The organism is Pseudomonas sp. PDM26 (assembly GCF_019219185.1).
Lineage (GTDB): Bacteria > Pseudomonadota > Gammaproteobacteria > Pseudomonadales > Pseudomonadaceae > Aquipseudomonas.
In genome coordinates, this window is sequence record NZ_JAHUWC010000002.1 from 308393 (window position 1) to 325697 (window position 17305).

General features: G+C 58.8%; 13 protein-coding genes. 5 read left to right on the plus strand and 8 right to left on the minus strand.

Annotated features, from left to right (window positions below; genetic code table 11):
• Positions 1 to 98 precede the first annotated feature (98 nt).
• On the plus strand, positions 99 to 1436 hold the full coding sequence (locus tag KW849_RS05345; protein ID WP_218428364.1) for an MFS transporter: 1338 nt from the start codon (positions 99 to 101) through the stop codon (positions 1434 to 1436).
• Between the two features lie 204 nt (positions 1437 to 1640).
• Here KW849_RS05345 and KW849_RS05350 read toward each other — a convergent pair whose 3' ends face one another.
• From KW849_RS05350 to KW849_RS05370, 5 genes are all read right to left on the minus strand, one after another.
• Positions 1641 to 2546 (minus strand): amino acid ABC transporter substrate-binding protein, encoded by a 906-nt coding sequence (locus KW849_RS05350; RefSeq protein ID WP_218428367.1) that lies wholly within the window; start codon positions 2544 to 2546, stop codon positions 1641 to 1643.
• Between the two features lie 48 nt (positions 2547 to 2594).
• A complete protein-coding gene (potE, locus tag KW849_RS05355) occupies positions 2595 to 3935 on the minus strand; it encodes a putrescine-ornithine antiporter (protein ID WP_218428369.1) in 1341 nt (446 codons plus the stop codon).
• 80 nt (positions 3936 to 4015) lie between these two features.
• Positions 4016 to 6199 carry an ornithine decarboxylase SpeF gene (gene speF / locus KW849_RS05360; protein ID WP_218428371.1) on the minus strand — a complete coding sequence of 728 codons (2184 nt, stop codon included), beginning with the start codon at positions 6197 to 6199 and terminating at the stop codon, positions 4016 to 4018.
• Positions 6200 to 6449: 250 nt separating this feature from the next.
• Positions 6450 to 7322, minus strand: a complete 873-nt coding sequence (locus KW849_RS05365; RefSeq protein ID WP_218428373.1) for a DNA/RNA non-specific endonuclease — start codon at positions 7320 to 7322, stop codon at positions 6450 to 6452.
• Between the two features lie 327 nt (positions 7323 to 7649).
• Positions 7650 to 8084 carry a GFA family protein gene (locus KW849_RS05370; RefSeq protein ID WP_218428730.1) on the minus strand — a complete coding sequence of 145 codons (435 nt, stop codon included), beginning with the start codon at positions 8082 to 8084 and terminating at the stop codon, positions 7650 to 7652.
• A gap of 279 nt (positions 8085 to 8363) precedes the next feature.
• Here KW849_RS05370 and KW849_RS05375 point away from each other — a divergent pair, with 279 nt between their 5' ends.
• From KW849_RS05375 to KW849_RS05390, 4 genes are all read left to right on the plus strand, one after another.
• Entirely contained in the window at positions 8364 to 9872 is a 1509-nt protein-coding gene (locus KW849_RS05375; protein WP_218428375.1) for a PLP-dependent aminotransferase family protein, read from the plus strand.
• Positions 9873 to 9984: 112 nt separating this feature from the next.
• The gene (locus KW849_RS05380; protein ID WP_218428377.1) at positions 9985 to 11055 is read left to right on the plus strand and encodes a sugar phosphate isomerase/epimerase; all 1071 of its coding nucleotides are present in this window, start codon (positions 9985 to 9987) and stop codon (positions 11053 to 11055) included.
• 51 nt (positions 11056 to 11106) lie between these two features.
• Positions 11107 to 12372: a nitrate/nitrite transporter gene (locus KW849_RS05385; RefSeq protein WP_218428380.1), complete on the plus strand. Its 1266-nt coding sequence runs from the start codon at positions 11107 to 11109 to the stop codon at positions 12370 to 12372.
• Positions 12373 to 12639: 267 nt separating this feature from the next.
• A complete protein-coding gene (locus tag KW849_RS05390) occupies positions 12640 to 14127 on the plus strand; it encodes an ATP-binding protein (RefSeq protein WP_218428731.1) in 1488 nt (495 codons plus the stop codon).
• Here the strand turns inward: KW849_RS05390 and KW849_RS05395 are convergent.
• The 3 genes from KW849_RS05395 to KW849_RS05405 all read right to left on the minus strand — a co-directional run bounded on the left by KW849_RS05395 (position 14124) and on the right by KW849_RS05405 (position 17144).
• The gene (locus KW849_RS05395; protein WP_218428382.1) at positions 14124 to 14810 is read right to left on the minus strand and encodes a response regulator transcription factor; all 687 of its coding nucleotides are present in this window, start codon (positions 14808 to 14810) and stop codon (positions 14124 to 14126) included. The genes KW849_RS05390 and KW849_RS05395 overlap by 4 nt on opposite strands.
• Positions 14811 to 15117: 307 nt before the next feature.
• On the minus strand, positions 15118 to 16485 hold the full coding sequence (locus KW849_RS05400; RefSeq protein WP_218428384.1) for a HAMP domain-containing sensor histidine kinase: 1368 nt from the start codon (positions 16483 to 16485) through the stop codon (positions 15118 to 15120).
• Complete coding sequence (locus KW849_RS05405) at positions 16482 to 17144, minus strand: response regulator (RefSeq protein WP_218428386.1); 663 nt, start codon at positions 17142 to 17144, stop codon at positions 16482 to 16484. Before KW849_RS05405 ends, KW849_RS05400 begins: the two co-directional genes overlap by 4 nt.
• Between the last annotated feature and the right edge of the window lie 161 nt (positions 17145 to 17305).

The following is a 17305-nucleotide window of genomic DNA, read 5'->3' on the forward strand; positions in this document are numbered from 1 at the left end:
AAAGTCGGTAGTGACTATGTGGATGACACTTTTGAAGTGAGCCGCCTCAGTGCCTGCCCCGATAATCGATACTTACTGACGAACGGTCGAGGTCAAGCATGACGAGTGCAACTATGGAACAAGTCAGCCCAAGAACGCTGAGAAGAGTGATTGTGGCTGCCGGCATCGGCAATTTCGTCGAGTGGTTCGACTTCGCCGTCTATGGTTTTCTGGCCACGACCATCGCCCAGCAATTTTTCCCCAGCGGCGATGCCAGTGCCGCGCTGCTCAAGACCTTTGCGGTATTCGCCGTGGCCTTTGCGTTTCGCCCCCTTGGCGGGATTTTCTTCGGCATGCTGGGCGACAGGATCGGCCGCAAACGAACCCTGGCGATGACCATTCTGCTGATGGCCGGGGCGACGACCTTGATCGGTCTGCTGCCCACTTATGCGGCGATCGGAGTCATGGCGCCGATTCTTCTATCCCTGATCCGTTGCGCCCAGGGTTTTTCCGCCGGGGGTGAATACGCCGGTGCCTGTGCCTACCTGATGGAGCATGCACCGAGTGATAAACGTGCCTGGTACGGCAGCTTCATTCCGGTGTCGACATTTTCCGCCTTCGCCGCGGCAGCCGTAGTGGCCTACGCACTCGAGGCGTCATTGTCGGCCGAAGCAATGGGCAGTTGGGGCTGGCGCCTGCCGTTCCTGATTGCCGCGCCCCTGGGCCTGGTGGGTCTTTACCTGCGCTTGAAGCTCGATGAGACACCAGCATTCCAGGCAGTGACCGAGGAACATGCAGTCGCACACTCCCCACTCAAGGAAACCTTGCGCAATCATGGTGCGGCTATCTGCTGTCTGGGCGCTTTTGTGTCACTCACGGCACTGTCGTTTTATATGTTCACCACCTATTTCGCGACTTACTTGCAAGTCGCTGGTGGCCTGAGTCGCGCCACAGCGTTGCTGGTGTCGCTGATTGCATTGCTGTTTGCGGCGGCGATCTGCCCGCTGGCCGGGCTGTATTCGGACCGGGTCGGGCGTCGGGTTACGGTGATGACGACTTGCGTGCTGTTGATTGTGGTCGTGTACCCATCGTTCCTGATGGCCAGCTCCGGCTCGTTCGTAGCGTCCATCGTCGGCGTCATGCTCCTGGCGATTGGCGCGGTGTTGTGTGGCGTGGTGACGGCGGCCCTGCTCTCGGAAACCTTCCCTACCCGTACTCGCTACACTGCCTCGGCGATCACCTACAACATGGCGTACACCCTTTTCGGCGGCACCGCTCCGCTGGTGGCGACGTGGCTGATCAGCACCACCGGCAGCAACTTGTCGCCAGCGTTCTATCTGATCGCGGTTGCATTGCTCGCGCTGGCGGGAGGGCTGGCATTGCCGGAGACTTCGAGGATTTCCCTGCATGACGTTGCGTCGCAGGAAAAAGGTGCAGGAGTGAGCGCATCCGCCTGAAACACCAAACGAGCCTGTCCTGAGCTATTTCGCCATGGTCTTCGCGGATTGATGCTGCTCATCTGTAGGAGCGAGCTTGCTCGCGAAGGTCGTCAACGATAACGCGTGCTCACTGGATAAACACGGTGCTCTTGAGTCCATCGCGAGCGAGCTCGCTCCTACAGTAGCAACACGTCCGCGGACGGCCCGTTGCCAACGATGCCACTAAGGCAACGCATACACCCTGAACAGTTTTTTCACAGTCAGGTTGCTCCCGCCCAGATACTGGTCGTAGGCCTTTGCTATGAAGCCCGAGTAATAGGCTTCACTCAGCGCCGTATCGACCAGAAGGCGGAAGTCTTCGTCGTTGCGATCCACGATCATCGCCACTGGCGAGTACTCGAAAATGCGGTCCAGGAGCATCAGGTTTTTCGCCACGCCTTCCTTGGCGATTTCGTTTCGCAGCAGCATGCGTTCGGAGAAGAAGGCATCGGCCTTGCCCTCGGCGACCAGCTTGACGCCCTCGTCGTTGTTGGCCACGGTCACCAGTGAGGCGATCACGTTGAGCAGGCGCATCTGCTCGCGAATCCAGTCTTCGGTCACCCCGCCCTCGAGGGTCGCGTAGGTGTGGTTGGCCAGACCATTGTTGATGCTGGCACGCCAGGTCGGGCCGCTATTGGCGACCTTGCCATTGAGCACATTGAGCAACGGTTCGCCAGCATCGTTGCGCACCACGACCGAGAGGCCGGCGGTGTAGATCGGTATGGAGTAGCTGATCATCTTGCGCCGTTCCAGGGTGGGTGGCGTCGGTGTGCAGAGGATATCGACCTTGCCCTGGCTCACGGCGCTGACCTGGTCCGAAACCGTTACGGGCTGATAGTGCACTTGCAGGTCGGGCAGTCCCAATTCGCTCTTGAGCTTGTCGGCGACTTTCAGGCACAGGTCGATGGCATAACCACTGGCTTTGTCGCCTTCCTGCTTGCTGAAAGGGGCCAGGTCAGGCAAGTAGCCCAGGGTAAAGGTGTGGCTGCTGCGCACGCGTTCAAGGGTGTTGGCGCCGGCCACTAGCGGCAGCGTCGAGAGTGCGAAGGCAAGCAGCAGTCTGGTGGTTGTGGCAAATGGTACGTTCATGTCCGGTTTCCCCGTATGCAGATGTCTGTGCAGTCCTGGTGGCCACGCCTAAAGATTGCCGGCCCTGGCCTGGTTGGCGGGTGGCGCTTCGGTGAAGCGTTTGGCGAGGAATCCATAGAGCAGGTAGCCGACAGCGAGTACCAGGGTGCCGCCCATCACTGCGTCCTTGCCGCAGGCATACAAGGCGTACAAGGCGTACGTTATTGCAATCAGCAGGACCACCACGTTACGCGAGTGTATGGCCGACGAGACCCCGGCCTTGTGCATGATCACCAGCAGGCCGGTCATCGCCGTTATATAAGGGATCAGGTTGGTGACCGCTGCCAGGCTGACCAGCTTGCTGAACTGTGCGGCGGCATCGGGCGAGATGGTCGACAGGGCCAAGACAGTCTGCAGCACACCGCAAACGATCATGCCGACGACGGGCGCATTCATCGAGTTGACCTTGCTGAACAGCTTGAGGAACAGATTCTGGTCAGCCGTCATCTTGGCGGTTTGCGCCAGGGTAAATTGCCAGCCCAGCAGCGAGCCGACACAGGCCATGACCGCCAGGGCCATAACGATATTGCCCACCATCGGGCTGAACATCGTGGCATAGACCAGCGCGAAGGGTGCGGAGGACTTGGCCAGCTCAGCGTTGGGAATGATGCCCTGGATGACGGTGGTCGACAGCACATAGACCACGGCGGCACCCAGGGTGCCGAACAGGCACGCCAACGGCACATTGCGCTTGGGGTCTTCCACGGCATCGGTAGCCTGGGCCGCCGATTCCATGCCGAGGAAGGCCCACAGGGTCAGCGGAATCGCCTTGCTGATCGCTTCGGAGATCGGCAGGCTGTTGGGGTTCCAGGCGGCGGCCAGCACATCGGGCTTGAACCAGAACCAGCCGATGATGCTCAGGCCCGCTACCGGAATGATCACACCCCACACCGTGAAAGCGCCGATCTTGCCGGTGATGCCCGGCCCACCGAAGTTGGCGAAGGTGGTCAGCCAGATCAGTGCGATCGTGCCGACGCACAGTGGAATCGCCCCCGTGCCCAGCCAGGGCACGAAGGCCGTCATGTAGCCCACCGCCGAAATGGCCACGGCCACGTTGGCGATGGCCAGGGACAGGAAGTACAGGTACGAGCAGAGGAAAAAACCCGACTTCGCATGGGCCTCTTCGGTGTAGGCGGACAGGCCGCCGGAGCGTGAACAGAAGACGCCACACTGGGCAAAGCAGTAGGCGATGGCCATCGAACCAATCGCCGTGAAAATCCACGACAACAAAGAGACGGCACCCAACTGAGCCATGTTGGTGGGCAACATGATGATGCCCGAGCCCATCATGTTGACCGTTACCAGCGTCGTGAGCCCCATCAGGCCCATTTTCTTGCTTGAATCCGCCATCGCAAACTCCTTGCCCTGTTCAGAGAGTTAACCCCTGGGCCCGCTGACCTGACACCTGCCACCGAGTACGAGGGTGATCCTTACTGCTTGATCACATAGCCATACGCGCGGGTGCGACCGCCTTCGTGCTTCAGGTACACGCCCTGCAGTTCCGGCGTGAAGCCGGGCAAGCGGTTGATGCCCTCCTCCAGCGCCAGGAAGTACTTGAGAACTGCGCCACCCCAGATCTCCCCGGGCACCACGCACAAGACGCCCGGCGGGTAAGGCAGTGCGCCCTCGGCGGCGATACGCCCGTCCGCATCCGCCAGCGCCACCAGCTCGACGTTGCCACGGATGTACTCGATTTGCGCTTGCTGCGGGTTCATGGCCTTTTTCGGGAAGTGCTCCTTGCGGAACATGTCCTTCTGCAACTGCTGCACGTTGTGGCTGCGATACAGGTCGTGCATTTCCTGGCAGAGCCTGCGGATGGTGTAGTCGCGGTAGCGTTCCTGGTGCTGTGCGTAGATGGCCGGCAGCACCCGGCTCATCGGCGCGTCGTCCTGAACGAAGCGTTCGAAACGGGCGATCTGTGCCGCCAGGTGGGTCATCTTCGCCCAGTCTTCGGCCGGGGTGAGCAGGAACAGAATGGAGTTGAGGTCGCACTTTTCCGGGACGATGCCGTTCTCGCGCAGGAAGTTGGCCAGGATGCCGGCGTGAATGCCGAACTCGGTGTAGCTGCCGTCCACCGGGTCGATGCCCGGCGTGGTGAACAGCAACTTGCACGGGTCGATGAAGTACTGCTTGTCGGCGTAGCCGGCAAAGGCGTGCCAGCGGTCCTTGGGATGGAACTCGAAGAAGCGGATGTCGCTGGCGATTTCTTCCGTTGGATAGTCCTCCCACGCACGCCCTTCAATGGTATCCGGCACGAACGGGCGGACCAGGGTGCAGGCTTCGAGGATCAACTTGCGCGCTTCGATGCCGAACTTCACGCAGTCGTCCCACAGACGCAGGCCGCTGCGGCCGGAGTGAATGCGCGCATTCACATCCAGTGAGGCGAACAGCGGGTAGAACGGACTCGTTGAGGCCTGGGCCATGAAGGCGTTGTTGAGCCGGTGATGGTTGCAGTAGCGCGCCTGACCTTTGATGTGCCGGTCTTTCTTGTGGATTTGCGAGGCCTGGGAGAAACCGGCCTGCTGTTTGTGCACCGATTGCGTGACGAAGATGCCCGGGTCGTTCTCGTCCAGATCGAGCAACATGGGCGAGCAATCCTTCATCATCGGAATGAACTGTTCGTAACCGACCCACGCCGAGTCGAACAGGATGTAGTCACACAGCTTGCCGATGCGGTCGACCACTTGCCGGGCGTTGTAAATGGTACCGTCATAGGTGCCCAGTTGAATGATCGCCAGGCGAAACGGCCGTGGCAGTTGCGCCTTGTCCGGGGCGACTTCGGCGATCAGTTGACGCAGGTAGTCTTCTTCGAAACAGTGGGCGTCGATGCCGCCGATGAAGCCATAAGGGTTGCGCGCGGTTTCCAGGTAGACCGGCGTGGCACCGGCCTGCAGCAAGGCGCCCTGGTGGTTGGACTTGTGGTTGTTGCGGTCGAACAGCACCAGGTCGCCGGGGGTCAACAGGGCGTTGGTCACCACCTTGTTCGACGCCGAGGTGCCGTTGAGCACGAAGTAGGTCTTGTCGGCGTTGAACACTTGCGCGGCGTGTTTCTGCGCCAGCAGTGCCGGGCCTTCGTGGATCAGCAGGTCGCCGAGCTTGACGTCGGCGTTGCACATGTCGGCGCGAAACAGCGTCTCGCCGAAGAAGTCGAAAAATTGCCGGCCGGCCGGATGCTTGCGAAAGAACTGGCCGCCCTGGTGACCGGGGCAGGCGAAGGTTGCATTGGCGGATTCGGTGTAATGCTTGAGCGCATCGAAGAACGGCGGCAGCAGGCTTTCTTCATAGGCCCTGGCGGCGGTCTCCAGTTGATTGCCATAGTACTCGGCATTATTGCTGGACAGGTCGAACACACCATTGACCTGCAAAATCACATCCTGCAGTTGTTTGTAGACTTCCAGGGAGCGATTGCTGCGGCCCTGAGAGGCCACCAGGAAGATGGGGATGTCGAAGCCGGTACGCTTGATGGCATCCAGCGCCCCTGCTGCCAAATCATCTTTCGAGAGTACGGCGACGGCGACATCAGTAAAGTCAGTCTGGTCGAGCCGGACGACTTCACGGGCATTACGAAAGCAATCTCGTACCGCATCGCTGGCAGCGATTTTCAAGGCGTTCATAACCAGAATCTCTCGGTCTGTTTGACGTTGAAGTTCCTGGGACGACCAACTTCAGAGGCATCATGTCCCGGGGTCAGGAGCGATTGCCCTATTGGGTATAGTTCATTTTTACGATTTGTTACTTCCTGCCGATTTTTTAAGTTGAATTAATCCAAAGGCATTGATCCTCAGCAATCACGCACAGCGCTCGACTGTGAATGAAGCACCCCATCAGTTGCATTCAACCTTTGGGGTGCGGCTCATCCAGCCATCAGGTGCGCCCTGCGGAACCTGTGACGGGCAGGTTCCCGAGCAATTTGAGCCCGGTACTCTTCACGAACGTCTCATAGTCCATCGGCTTCTCGATTCGGGTTTCAGCATTAGGCAGCACGTAGGCCCAGGCACGTTTGGACGATGCGTCGTACACCAGTTTGAACAGGCGCGTCGGCACCCACACCTGGTTGTCGCCAATGGTGGAGTGGCCAGGGTCAAACAGCGGGCCGGTAAAGACAAACACGTTTCCTTCGGCGCGCTTGGCAAACTTTCGGACATCAGACTCGACCTTGCTCCAGATCTTTCGGTTGTTGGTCGGGTCTTGCGGCACCATGTTCGACAGCGCAAAGGATTGGGCCATTGCATTGGGGTTCGGTGCATCGGCGGCCGGGGATTGGTGACCACGGTCCACGGCCGGATGCTGGCTGCGGTAGTCGCTCAACTCCGCGCGCCCACTCTTGGGAATGCGTGGGTCCGGGTAGAACTGGTTGGTGCGCTCCTCCCCTTTGGCATCCTGCAATTGGGCCGCGTTCAGGCGTTCGACCACAACCAGCGGGGTCTTGCTGGTTTGCGAGTACAGTACCGCGAAGTTGTCGGAACACAGCGCCAGGGGTTTCATGGTTGCAGGCACAGTGGCCGTGTTGATCGGTTTCGCTGACGGGAACAGGTCTGCGCAGCCGTCGAACGATGCCTGTTTCTGTTTGCTTGAGTAGAGGTCCAGGGCCGCGCTCTGACTAATCGAGCCCGAGCGGGACGTTTGTTCATGATGCGCGGTGGGCGGCTTGAGGATGTCCAGCAGACTGCGGGCTTGCGCCCCGGTCGAGAGCAAAACAAGGGCCGACAGCCCAACTGCAATTTTGCGTAGGTGCATGGGTTAAATCTTCGAATGGAATTGAGGGGTAAACGTATGGCGAGTCCCGATTCACGGAACCGGGTGGAGGGCGTTGCTGATTATGTGGCGGCGAGCATGCTTTCACTGTCCTTGATCAAGTTACCGATGCGGGGCCGGTCGGTTCCGGGCAGTTCGACCGCTGAGGGTCGTGCGGGGGTTATGGACCATGACAAGATACGTTAGTGCCGGACGGCGGTTGGATTCTATTGACCAGTACTCGTCGAAGAAGCGGTCGGCAGCGTTTGGTCACGCTGTTCGGCTTGGGCCAGGCTGCCAATTCGTCTGCATGCCGACCAAGCTCCTGCGTCAATCGTTGTTGACCTGGAGCTCATGTAAAATGAACCCAAGTGAATCCGGGGCAGCGTGGTGACTTCTTTGCGAGCGTTGTTCATCCCATGGCATAGCGTCATCGGTGCAGAAATCTCCAACACACTCCATGCTCAACTCGACATCGAGAAGCCCAAGCGGAATCCAGAAGTAAGGCGTCTCGCGAAGAGGATTAGGCACAGTCGAGCCACATCGTGAGCAAAAGTCATTTCTGTATCCACTGGGTTTGCGCCAACTCGTGATCGCACCCGGCCCTTCTTCCCATCGAAAATCGCAAGCTTTGACCAGCGTGGCGAGATTATGACCAACCCCGGTTTGCTTGCGGCATAGGGTGCAATGGCAGCGATAAAAAAATCGTGGTTCAACCTCCAGGGAAAAACGTACAGCCCCGCAAAGACATTGTCCTGATGTCATGTGCCTCTCCATTGAAGAACGATTCATCGGTTTATTTACCGGCTCGAGTGCAGGTAAAGGAAAAGGGATGGCGGTCATGGTACTGGCCTTTCATTGCCATGGATAATGCCGCACTCAGCAGCCATATTATTGTGACGCGGTTCATAACGGGCGGCACTGCGATCGCAGGGCTATCAATACCTGTGGTGGATGACATATCCAGTACCGCTCGATACCCTTTCGCCCTCGGGTGCCTGACAGCAATTCAGGCCAGACTCACTCCATCCAGACGAACCAAAAATGAAATCCTCCGCAGGTTTGCTGTTGTCGGGTATCGAGCTGGACCGTGCCAGCTCCATCCCCTTGTACCGCCAACTCTACTTGCAGATTCGCAAACAGATTCTCGGTGGCAGGATTCAGGGAGGCGTACGTCTGCCGTCCACCCGAACCCTGAGCAAAGAATTGCAGCTTTCGCGAATCAGCATTCTCAATGCGTTCGATCAACTGATTGCCGAAGGTTTTCTGACGTCGCGCACCGGGGCCGGGACCTATGTTGGCCATGAATGGGAAGGCCGCAGTATCGATGACGATGAGCACAAGCCCCAGCCGCCTCGCCTGTCCGACCTGAGCCAGTCCATGCTGTCGTTGCGCAGCGATCATTTCCGCGGTGTTTCCTATGCCGGCTGGTCCACCGGGAGCCCGACCTCGTTCCTGCCCAGTCACAGTGCTTACGATGCGTTTCCGCAATCGGTCTGGAAGCGGCTGATGAATCGCCACCTGCACAAACCCACCAAGGCCATGCTCGGCTATGGCGAACTGCAAGGGTTGCTGGCCCTGCGCGAGGCGATCGCTGAATACGTTTTCGATGCCCGTGGCATCGACTGCACTGCCGAGCAGGTGGTCATCGTTTCCGGCGCCCAGCAAGCCTTCAACCTGCTGGGCATGCTGTTGCTCAATCCGCAGGACAGTTTCTGGATGGAGGATCCGGGGCATATCGCGGCGCGAATTGCGCTCCAGGCCCAAGGGGGTCTGGTCGTGCCGTTGCGTATCGACGAACAGGGGATCGATGTCCAGCAAGGCCTGGCTCAGTGTCCTGACGCCCGCCTGGTGTTTACCACACCGTCTCGTCAGCATCCCTTGGGCGTCACCATGAGTTATGCGCGGCGCCAGGAACTCATCGACTGGGCCGCCCAGAATCAAAGCTGGATCATCGAAGACGACTGCGACAGTGAGTTTCGCTACAACGGCCGCCCCCTGCCGGCACTCTATGCCATGGACCAATGGGCCCGTGTGATCTACGCCGGAACGTTCAGCAAAGTGCTGTTCCCCTCGCTACGACTGGGTTACGTGATACTGCCTAACGCCTTGATCGAACCCTTCTGCACCCTGCGAGCGGTCATGGATCGCAGCCCGCCGACACTGCTGCAGGCCGTCACGGCAGACTTCATGCGCGAAGGCCACTTTCTCGGCCATATTCGTCGAATGCGCGCGCTGTACCAGGCTCGCCAGCAGGCACTGGTCGAACAACTGCAGCTACGGCTCGGCAGTTTTTTCAGGATCACGCCTGTGGAAGCCGGCATGCACCTGATCGCCTGGTTACCAGCCCATCTTGATGACGACACCCTGGCCAGTGAACTCAGCCAGCATGACATTCATACCTATGCCCTGAGCGACTACTGCGTTGTGCATGTCTTGCCGCCAGCGCTGTTGATCGGTTTTGCCAGCACCCCTGAGGACCAGGCCGCAGAGCGCGTCGAAGCGCTGGCCCAGGCCCTGGGCACAATGGGCTACCTGCAGCAGACCACTTGACCCAAGGCAAGTGGTCTTATGATTTAACTGATAATGGATCTATCGAGAGTTCCTGACTGGCGCGATAAAGGCTGCGCCGGTAGACCCGGCGTCTGAACCAGGAACGACTCGAATGAACAATAAGATCCAGGAACGATTCAACGCCTTGCTCAGCCATAAGGCTGCCCGGGCCGGGGCTCCCCCCGTACTGACTGAGGCACTGGCCCGCCAGTTGCTCGACCGACTGGGGCAACTGCGCCTGTTTGCCCATGCCTACCCCTTGCTGACCAACCTGACCCACGGCCGCGTGACACCTGCTGACCTGCTGGACTTCGCCTATCGCCACGAGCTGCAGGGGCTGAGCCTGCACTTGCTCGACGGTGAGGAAAACAGCCTGAGTCAAATGACGCCCGCGCAGCTTCAGGCGTTTGCAGACAAGGCCAATGCACTCGGGCTGGATGTGCATCTGGAAATCAGCAGTACCTTGAAAAAAGATGTCGATCAAGTGATCGCCATTGCCAAGGCGCTGGGCACCCGCAACATCCGTGTCTACTCACGCTACGAAGGGGCGCTGTCGCGGGTCATGGACCTGATCGAGTCGGACCTGCACTACCTCGCGCAGCAGGCAGACGAGCACGACCTGTTCTTCGACTTCGAGCAGCATGAGGAACTCAAGAGCGGCGAGATCGCGCAACTGTTGAGCCGGCTGAACCACCCTCGGCTGCATGCCCTATTCGATTTCGGCAACATGATCAATGCCTGCGAACAGCCCCTTGCTGCGCTGCGTAACCTGGCGCCGCACATACGCCAGACCCACCTCAAGGGTGTGCGCATCGTCCCCGAGCAAAACGCATTCGGCCATTACGGCGTGCTGCAGGGCTGTGACGAAGACGACCTGCCCAACGCACGCATGTTGTTCGAACTGCTGATGCTCGGCGAATCAGCTCCGCAAGTGATCGCCTTCATTCTCGAGCAGGAAAACCACTACGTTGCCCCGGCGTTCCGCCAACTCGACGAAGCCGCCGACCCGTTCATTGCGTACCGGGAAATGAGTGAAACAGCGCTGCCGGAGGGCTTCTCGCTGGAACGAATGCTGGCCGATGAACACCGTTGGGCCAACAACCAGGTGGCCTATGTACGAGGTCTGCTGGCCGAGTTCCGAACTCTGGCCGAGTTGACCCTGGCCCATTGCGCTAACGACTGAACCTGGCGTGCCCACCGGCACTGCCTACCCAATCAAGCCTGGAGAACAATAATGACATCCCAAGACAAGGCCAAATGGCTCAGATTCCTGATTCTCATCCTCGGTGGTGGCACCATCTACAAGCTGGCGAGCCTCAAAGACGCCTTCTATATCCCCATGCAAGAATTCATGGGGTTGTCCCACACTGAAATCGGCCTGCTGCTGAGCGCCAACGCCATCATCGCCACCGCGCTGTTCGTGGTGGGCGGCATGCTCGCCGACCGGTACGACACGCGTAAGCTGATCCCCCTTGGCCTGATCGGTACCGGCGGCCTCGGGTTCTACCTGGCGACCTTTCCGCCCTTCAGCAATCTGCTGGTTGTGTTCTGCCTGCTGGCCGTGTGTGCCGACTGCCTCTTTTGGCCTTCGCTGCTCAAAGCCATCCGCAACCTGGGCGACGATAAGGAACAGGGGCGCCTGTTCGGCCTGCTCGAAGGCGGACGTGGCGTCATCGATACCCTGGTCGCCTTCTCTGCGCTGGGCGTGTTCGTCGCCATGGGCTCCGGTGAAAACGGTCTGAAGTCGGCGATCCTCTTCTACTCGGTCATCGACATTCTTGCCGGGACCCTGACCTGGCTGCTGCTCAAGAGCGGCAATACCCAGTCGACCGCCAAGCCGAAGAACGGGTTGTCGAACCTGCTCGAGGCCATCAAGGTGCCGGGCATCTGGCTGGTCAGCCTTAACGTGTTCATGGTCTACATCGTGTACTGCGGCCTGACCTATTTCATTCCCTACCTCAAGGAAATGTACGAACTGCCCGTGGCTCTGGTGGGCGCCTACGGCATCATCAACCAGTACTTCCTCAAGATCCTGGGCGGCCCTGCCGGTGGCTTCATTGCCGACAAACAGTTCAAGAGTTCCAGCCGCTATCTGAAGTGGGCATTCCTGGCGTTGTTGCCGCTGATGGGCGTCATCATGCTCATCCCGAAAAGCCCGGATTACATCTACGCCGGCATGGCGGCCACCCTCTCCTTCGCGCTGATTGTCTTTTCCATGCGCGGCGTGTTCTGGGCACCCATGGGTGAAGTCGGCATTCCCCAACACATCACCGGTTCAGCCTTTGGCATTGGTTGCCTGATCGGCTATGCGCCGGGCATGTTTGCCTACGTCATCTATGGCGCAATCCTTGACCACTTCCCGGGTCAACAAGGCTACAACTACGTGTTCTCGTTGATGAGTCTGTTGGCCATCGTCGGGTTCCTGGTCTCCAGCCTGCTGTATCAAGCGGTCCGCAAGAATTCCACGGTCACCGGCAAGGTCAGCGCCGCGCAAGCCTGAACATAGGTCGGGTGTACGCGTCTCAACACATCGCCGTGCGGCGCTAACCGAAACCTCTCGGTTAGCGCCGCACGAGCGCCGCCTTCAAGCAGCACTGACGGTGCTCTTGCTGAGCATCGTGGTGTGTAGTCCATCGGTGAAGCTGTCGGATCGCTATACAGTGAACTACTGTCAGTCATGGGCATGGCGCTCACAGCCAATCTCCAGATATCCGTTGAGTTGCAGGGTTTCCAACCGACTTATCACGATGATCAGGGAACCAGGTCGATGGCAAAAGATGCAAAAGCCGAATCGGAAAACGCGACTTTTACCGCGCTGGAGACTGAGGCTCTGGTCGAACCAGCCCCTGTTGGCGATGCGGCTCGCAATGGAATCTGGCGCACACGGATCAGGGTCAAGGCGCGCAATCTGAGTCGCTCGACCCAGTTTGTCGTTGCCGCTGCGGTGATCCTGGGACTGACCATGTTCTTCGTCGGCAAACTGGTGAGCGCTCGAATAGAAAGTGCCGCGGTACATAGCGCAGCAGAAGCAGGCGCTCAGTACATGGATACGTTTCTGGAGCCCTATGTGCAGGAGATGAGCCGGGACAACAAGCTCTCGGCGGCAAGTGTCCAGTCCCTGGACCACCTCACCGAAAGTCGTTCGCTCAAACATCACATTGTCTCGATCAAGATCTGGCGAGCGGATGGCACGGTGGTCTACAGCACGAATAAAGCCATCACCAACCACACATTCCCCATGGATGAGATCACCGAGGCACTCAAGGGCAAAGTAGTCACCGACCTTGAAGGGTTGAACGAGGATGAGAACGAGTTCGAGCGCAACCTCAACGTGCCGCTCTATGAGATCTACGCGCCCCTGCGGGATTCAAGCACCAGGAAAGTTATCGCGGTGGGCGAATTTTATGAAAAGGCCGGTAGTCTGAAGCGCGAGATCAATCGCGTCCGAGAGCAGGTATGGGTGGTCGTTGGCGCCGCGACCCTGGCAATGCTGACGCTGCTTTTCTTCATCGTGCGACGCGGTGACAAGATCATCCAGCGCCAACAAGTGGCACTGCGCTTACGGCTGCAGGAGCAAACCCGTCTGCACAGCAGCAATGCGGAACTGCAGCGCAAGATGGCGACGGCTACCCAGGAATTTTCCCATGTCAACGAACTCACCTTGAGGCGCATTGGTGCAGACCTGCACGATGGGCCGGCGCAGCTATTGACCTTGATTCTGATCCGGCTCGACGACCTGGCCGAAAACTGTTCCGCTGTCGATCAGGAGTCGCTGGAAACCATTCGAGGCGCCGCCACCGACGCATTGCGTGAGGTCCGCGATTTATCGCGAGGCCTGGCACTTCCGGAAATCAATGAATTGAGCCTGGTGGAAGAGTTGCAACTGGTGGCGCAACGGCACGAGCAACGCACTGGCACCAAGGTCACGTTAACCCTGGGACTGCTACCGGAGGCCGCGTCACTGCCGCTCAGACTCTGTTTGTACCGTTTTGTGCAAGAGGCCCTCAACAACGCTTACCTGCATGCCAACGGCGAGGGTCAGGTCATCGAGGCGCACTACAGTGATGAACTATTGAACATCAGCGTCAGGGACAGTGGTCCAGGCATGGCGGCAGACGCCATGCTGCAAGGGGCATCCGGCAGAACCCGATTGGGGCTCGCCGGTTTGCGTTATCGCATTGAATCTCTGGGTGGGTTGTTCAGCATCGACTCTGGCGTCTCTGGTACGTCGGTCAATGCACAGTTCAAACTCTAGGCATCCATTTGTGTTTTTGCTGCGCCGATGTGAAGTCGCCCGACAGCTTCGCGCTCCCTGTAATGCCGTAGAGCCGTGACCGCTTCAACACGATTTCGGGCGTGCAGTTTCTGCATCACGCAGCCCATGTGGTGCTTGACGGTTTTTTCGCTGATCTTCAGCTTTGACGCAACCTCCCTATTGGTCAGCCCCTTTGAAACTTCACGAATGACCTCCTCCTCGCGATGGGTCAGATCAATCGTGTGAATTTGTGCTTCGTGCTTCTTGTCGTTACTCAGCAGTTTGTTGGCGAACTCGGGGGTGATATACGTTTCCCCCCTGGCAACCGATCTGATTGCCAGGACCAGTTCCGGTCCGCTGACACCTTTCAACACATACCCGCGCGCACCGGCCTCCAGTGCCAGAAATGCGTCATCTTCGGCTTCCGAAACCGTCAGCATCAGCACCTTCACATTCGGCAGTTGAGTGGAAATGAACCGCACCGCGGCGAACACATCGCCCGGCATATTGACGTCCATCAACATCACATCCGGACGGATCTTGCGGGCAATATCCATGGCATCCTGCGCAGTGGCGCCCTGCTCCACGACCTGAAGATCCGCCCGTTTTCTCAACGTATTGGCAACACCCTCACGCAACATCGGATGATCGTCGGCAATGCCGATGCGAATGGTTGGATTCATGACGCGCTCCCGAAACGATCAGTACTCGTACACTTATTGATTAATAGCAGGGAACCGGGGACACCGCCGGTCACCAGTCGCACGCCCCGGGCGCCTGGCATTCGGAAATCAGACTTAAGTCGGACCCAATTCGATCGTCAACAAGCATTCACTATGACAGGACTCTGATTTTCAGACGCCAACCCATTGTTTTAAAACGCCATTAAAAACGTCAATAAACAGCCAGGCTCATAAAACCCGGCGCCATCTTTCATCCGACCAACAGTCGCTCTCCTATACTCTGCACCAGACAAAACCAGGAACAACGTCAAAAGCGACAGACTTCTAACGTAGCGCGTAATCCTCCGGGGATGCGGTTCTCCAGTTTGATCTGCCCACCAAAGCGATCGGCAATGGCCTTGACGATGGTCAGCCCCAACCCCGCACCCTGATCATTTCCGCTGCTGTAGAAACGCTCGAAAAGCCGATCGCGATCCAGCTCATCGATGCCTGGCCCTTCATCCTCGACAGACAGTTCGTAGCTATTCTCCTTTTCCACCAGCCTTACAGTGATCACTCCATGCCGGGGGGAAAAATTCGCCGCATTGGTCACCAGGTTGTTCAAGGCAATATCAATCGCGGCTGGGTCGACTCTGGCAAGACTGATGTCGTCGCTGACATCAAAAACCAGTTCAAGCCCCTTGCTCAGCAACCAGGGCGTCAACTGAACCAGGCTGTCGCGAACGGTGCTGGCCAGATCAATAGGCGCAGGCGGTTCAGTCCCTGCCGTAGGCTCAATACGAGCCATCGTCAGCAATTGGTTAACCAGTCGGCCGGTACGGTCCACGCCGGCAATCAAGAATTCGAGCGATGCGCGACGATCCTCTTCACTCCCCGCGTCCATCAGGTTTTGCGCGTGAATCCTGAGCACGGCCAGTGGTGTACGCATTTCGTGGGCGGCGTCCGCGATAAAGCGTCGCTCGCGCCCCATGACTTCCTGAATTTGCGCGAGCATGCGATTGAGGGCTGCCTGCATGGGCTCAAGCTCGGTGGGTAGCGGCGTCAATTGCAAGGGCGCAAGTGAGCCGGGATGCCGGGCCCGCAGCGTTGCAGCCATGTTGACCAGAGGTTTCAATCCCCAGCCGATGGCGAGCCAGATCATGGCGGCCAGCAATAAACTCCCCAGAATATTGGGCCACAGCGTGTGGCGCACGATCCGGTCCACCAAGTCCGTTCGCACGTCGTCCCGTTCGCCCACCCAGATGCGCAGGTTGTTCTGCTTGTCTTCAAGCAGGAAGGCGCGCCAATGCCGGTTGTTCATATCAACTACATCGCTGAAGCCTGGTGTGACCGCAGGTGTGCTGAAGGACGGAGAACTGGCCGTATGTACCAGCACTTCGTTCCTGGCGTTCCAGACCTGAAACGCAATCTTGGTTTCATACGAATGCCCGTCGGCCCTGGGCGTCGCCTCGTTCAGGGCCTGGTTGAAAGCCTTGTACAGATCCCCATGGTCCTTGCTCACCATGGGCATACGCATGACGCCTTGCAGCAGGCGAGCGTTCTGGGCCAGTTGGGCATCATAGACTTCGGCGATTTCGTGGTTGCTGTCGTGCAGATTGAACACACTGATCACGGCCACGCCGGCGAGCATCAGGCCGATGATCAGGGTCAGGGTGCGACGCCGGATCGAGGTCATCGGCGCTCCTCCACCAGGTAACCGATACCACGGACGGTGCGGATCAGATCGGTGGAAAATTTCTTGCGCAGGTGATGGATGTGCACCTCCAGGGTGTTGCTTTCGGCCTCCTCGTTCCAGCCGTACAGCAACTGCATCAGATGATCGCGAGTCATTACCCGGCCAGGCGGCGAGAGCAGCTCGTGGAGCAACTGGTATTCCTTGGGTGTCAGGGCCACCGGCTCGCCTTTGTAGCTGACTTGCTGGGTGCCGGGGTTGAGGCTGATACCGGCGTGCTCGATCAGCGATTGTCCACGCCCGGCGCTGCGCCGCAGCAACGCACGTATGCGCGCCTTCAGTTCTGCCAGGTCGAATGGCTTGATCAGGTAGTCATCGGCTCCGGCATCCAGACCGGCGATGCGGTCTTCGGTGGCATCGCGCGCGGTCAGGATCAACACCGGCAGATTGGAACCGCTGTCACGCAAGCGCCTGAGCACTTCGAGACCGTCCATGCGCGGCAGCCCAAGGTCGAGCACCGCCAGATCGAAAATTTCACTGAGCAGCGAGTGCAAGGCGCTGTTGCCGTCCTGCAACCAGTCGACGGTATAACCTTCACGGCTGAGGGCCTGATGAATGCCCTCGCCGAGCGCCACGTCATCCTCTATGAGTAATAAGCGCACAGGGTCTCCTGTCAGCCGTAATGCTGTTCAGTTAAGCGAATGTGGTCCTCTGTAGGAGCAGCCGGTCGACGCTCGATTGCTCGCGATGGTCGTTAACGATAACGCGTATTTACTGGCTAACCGCGGCGCTCTTGAGTCCATCGTCGGAACGCCGCCCGGAA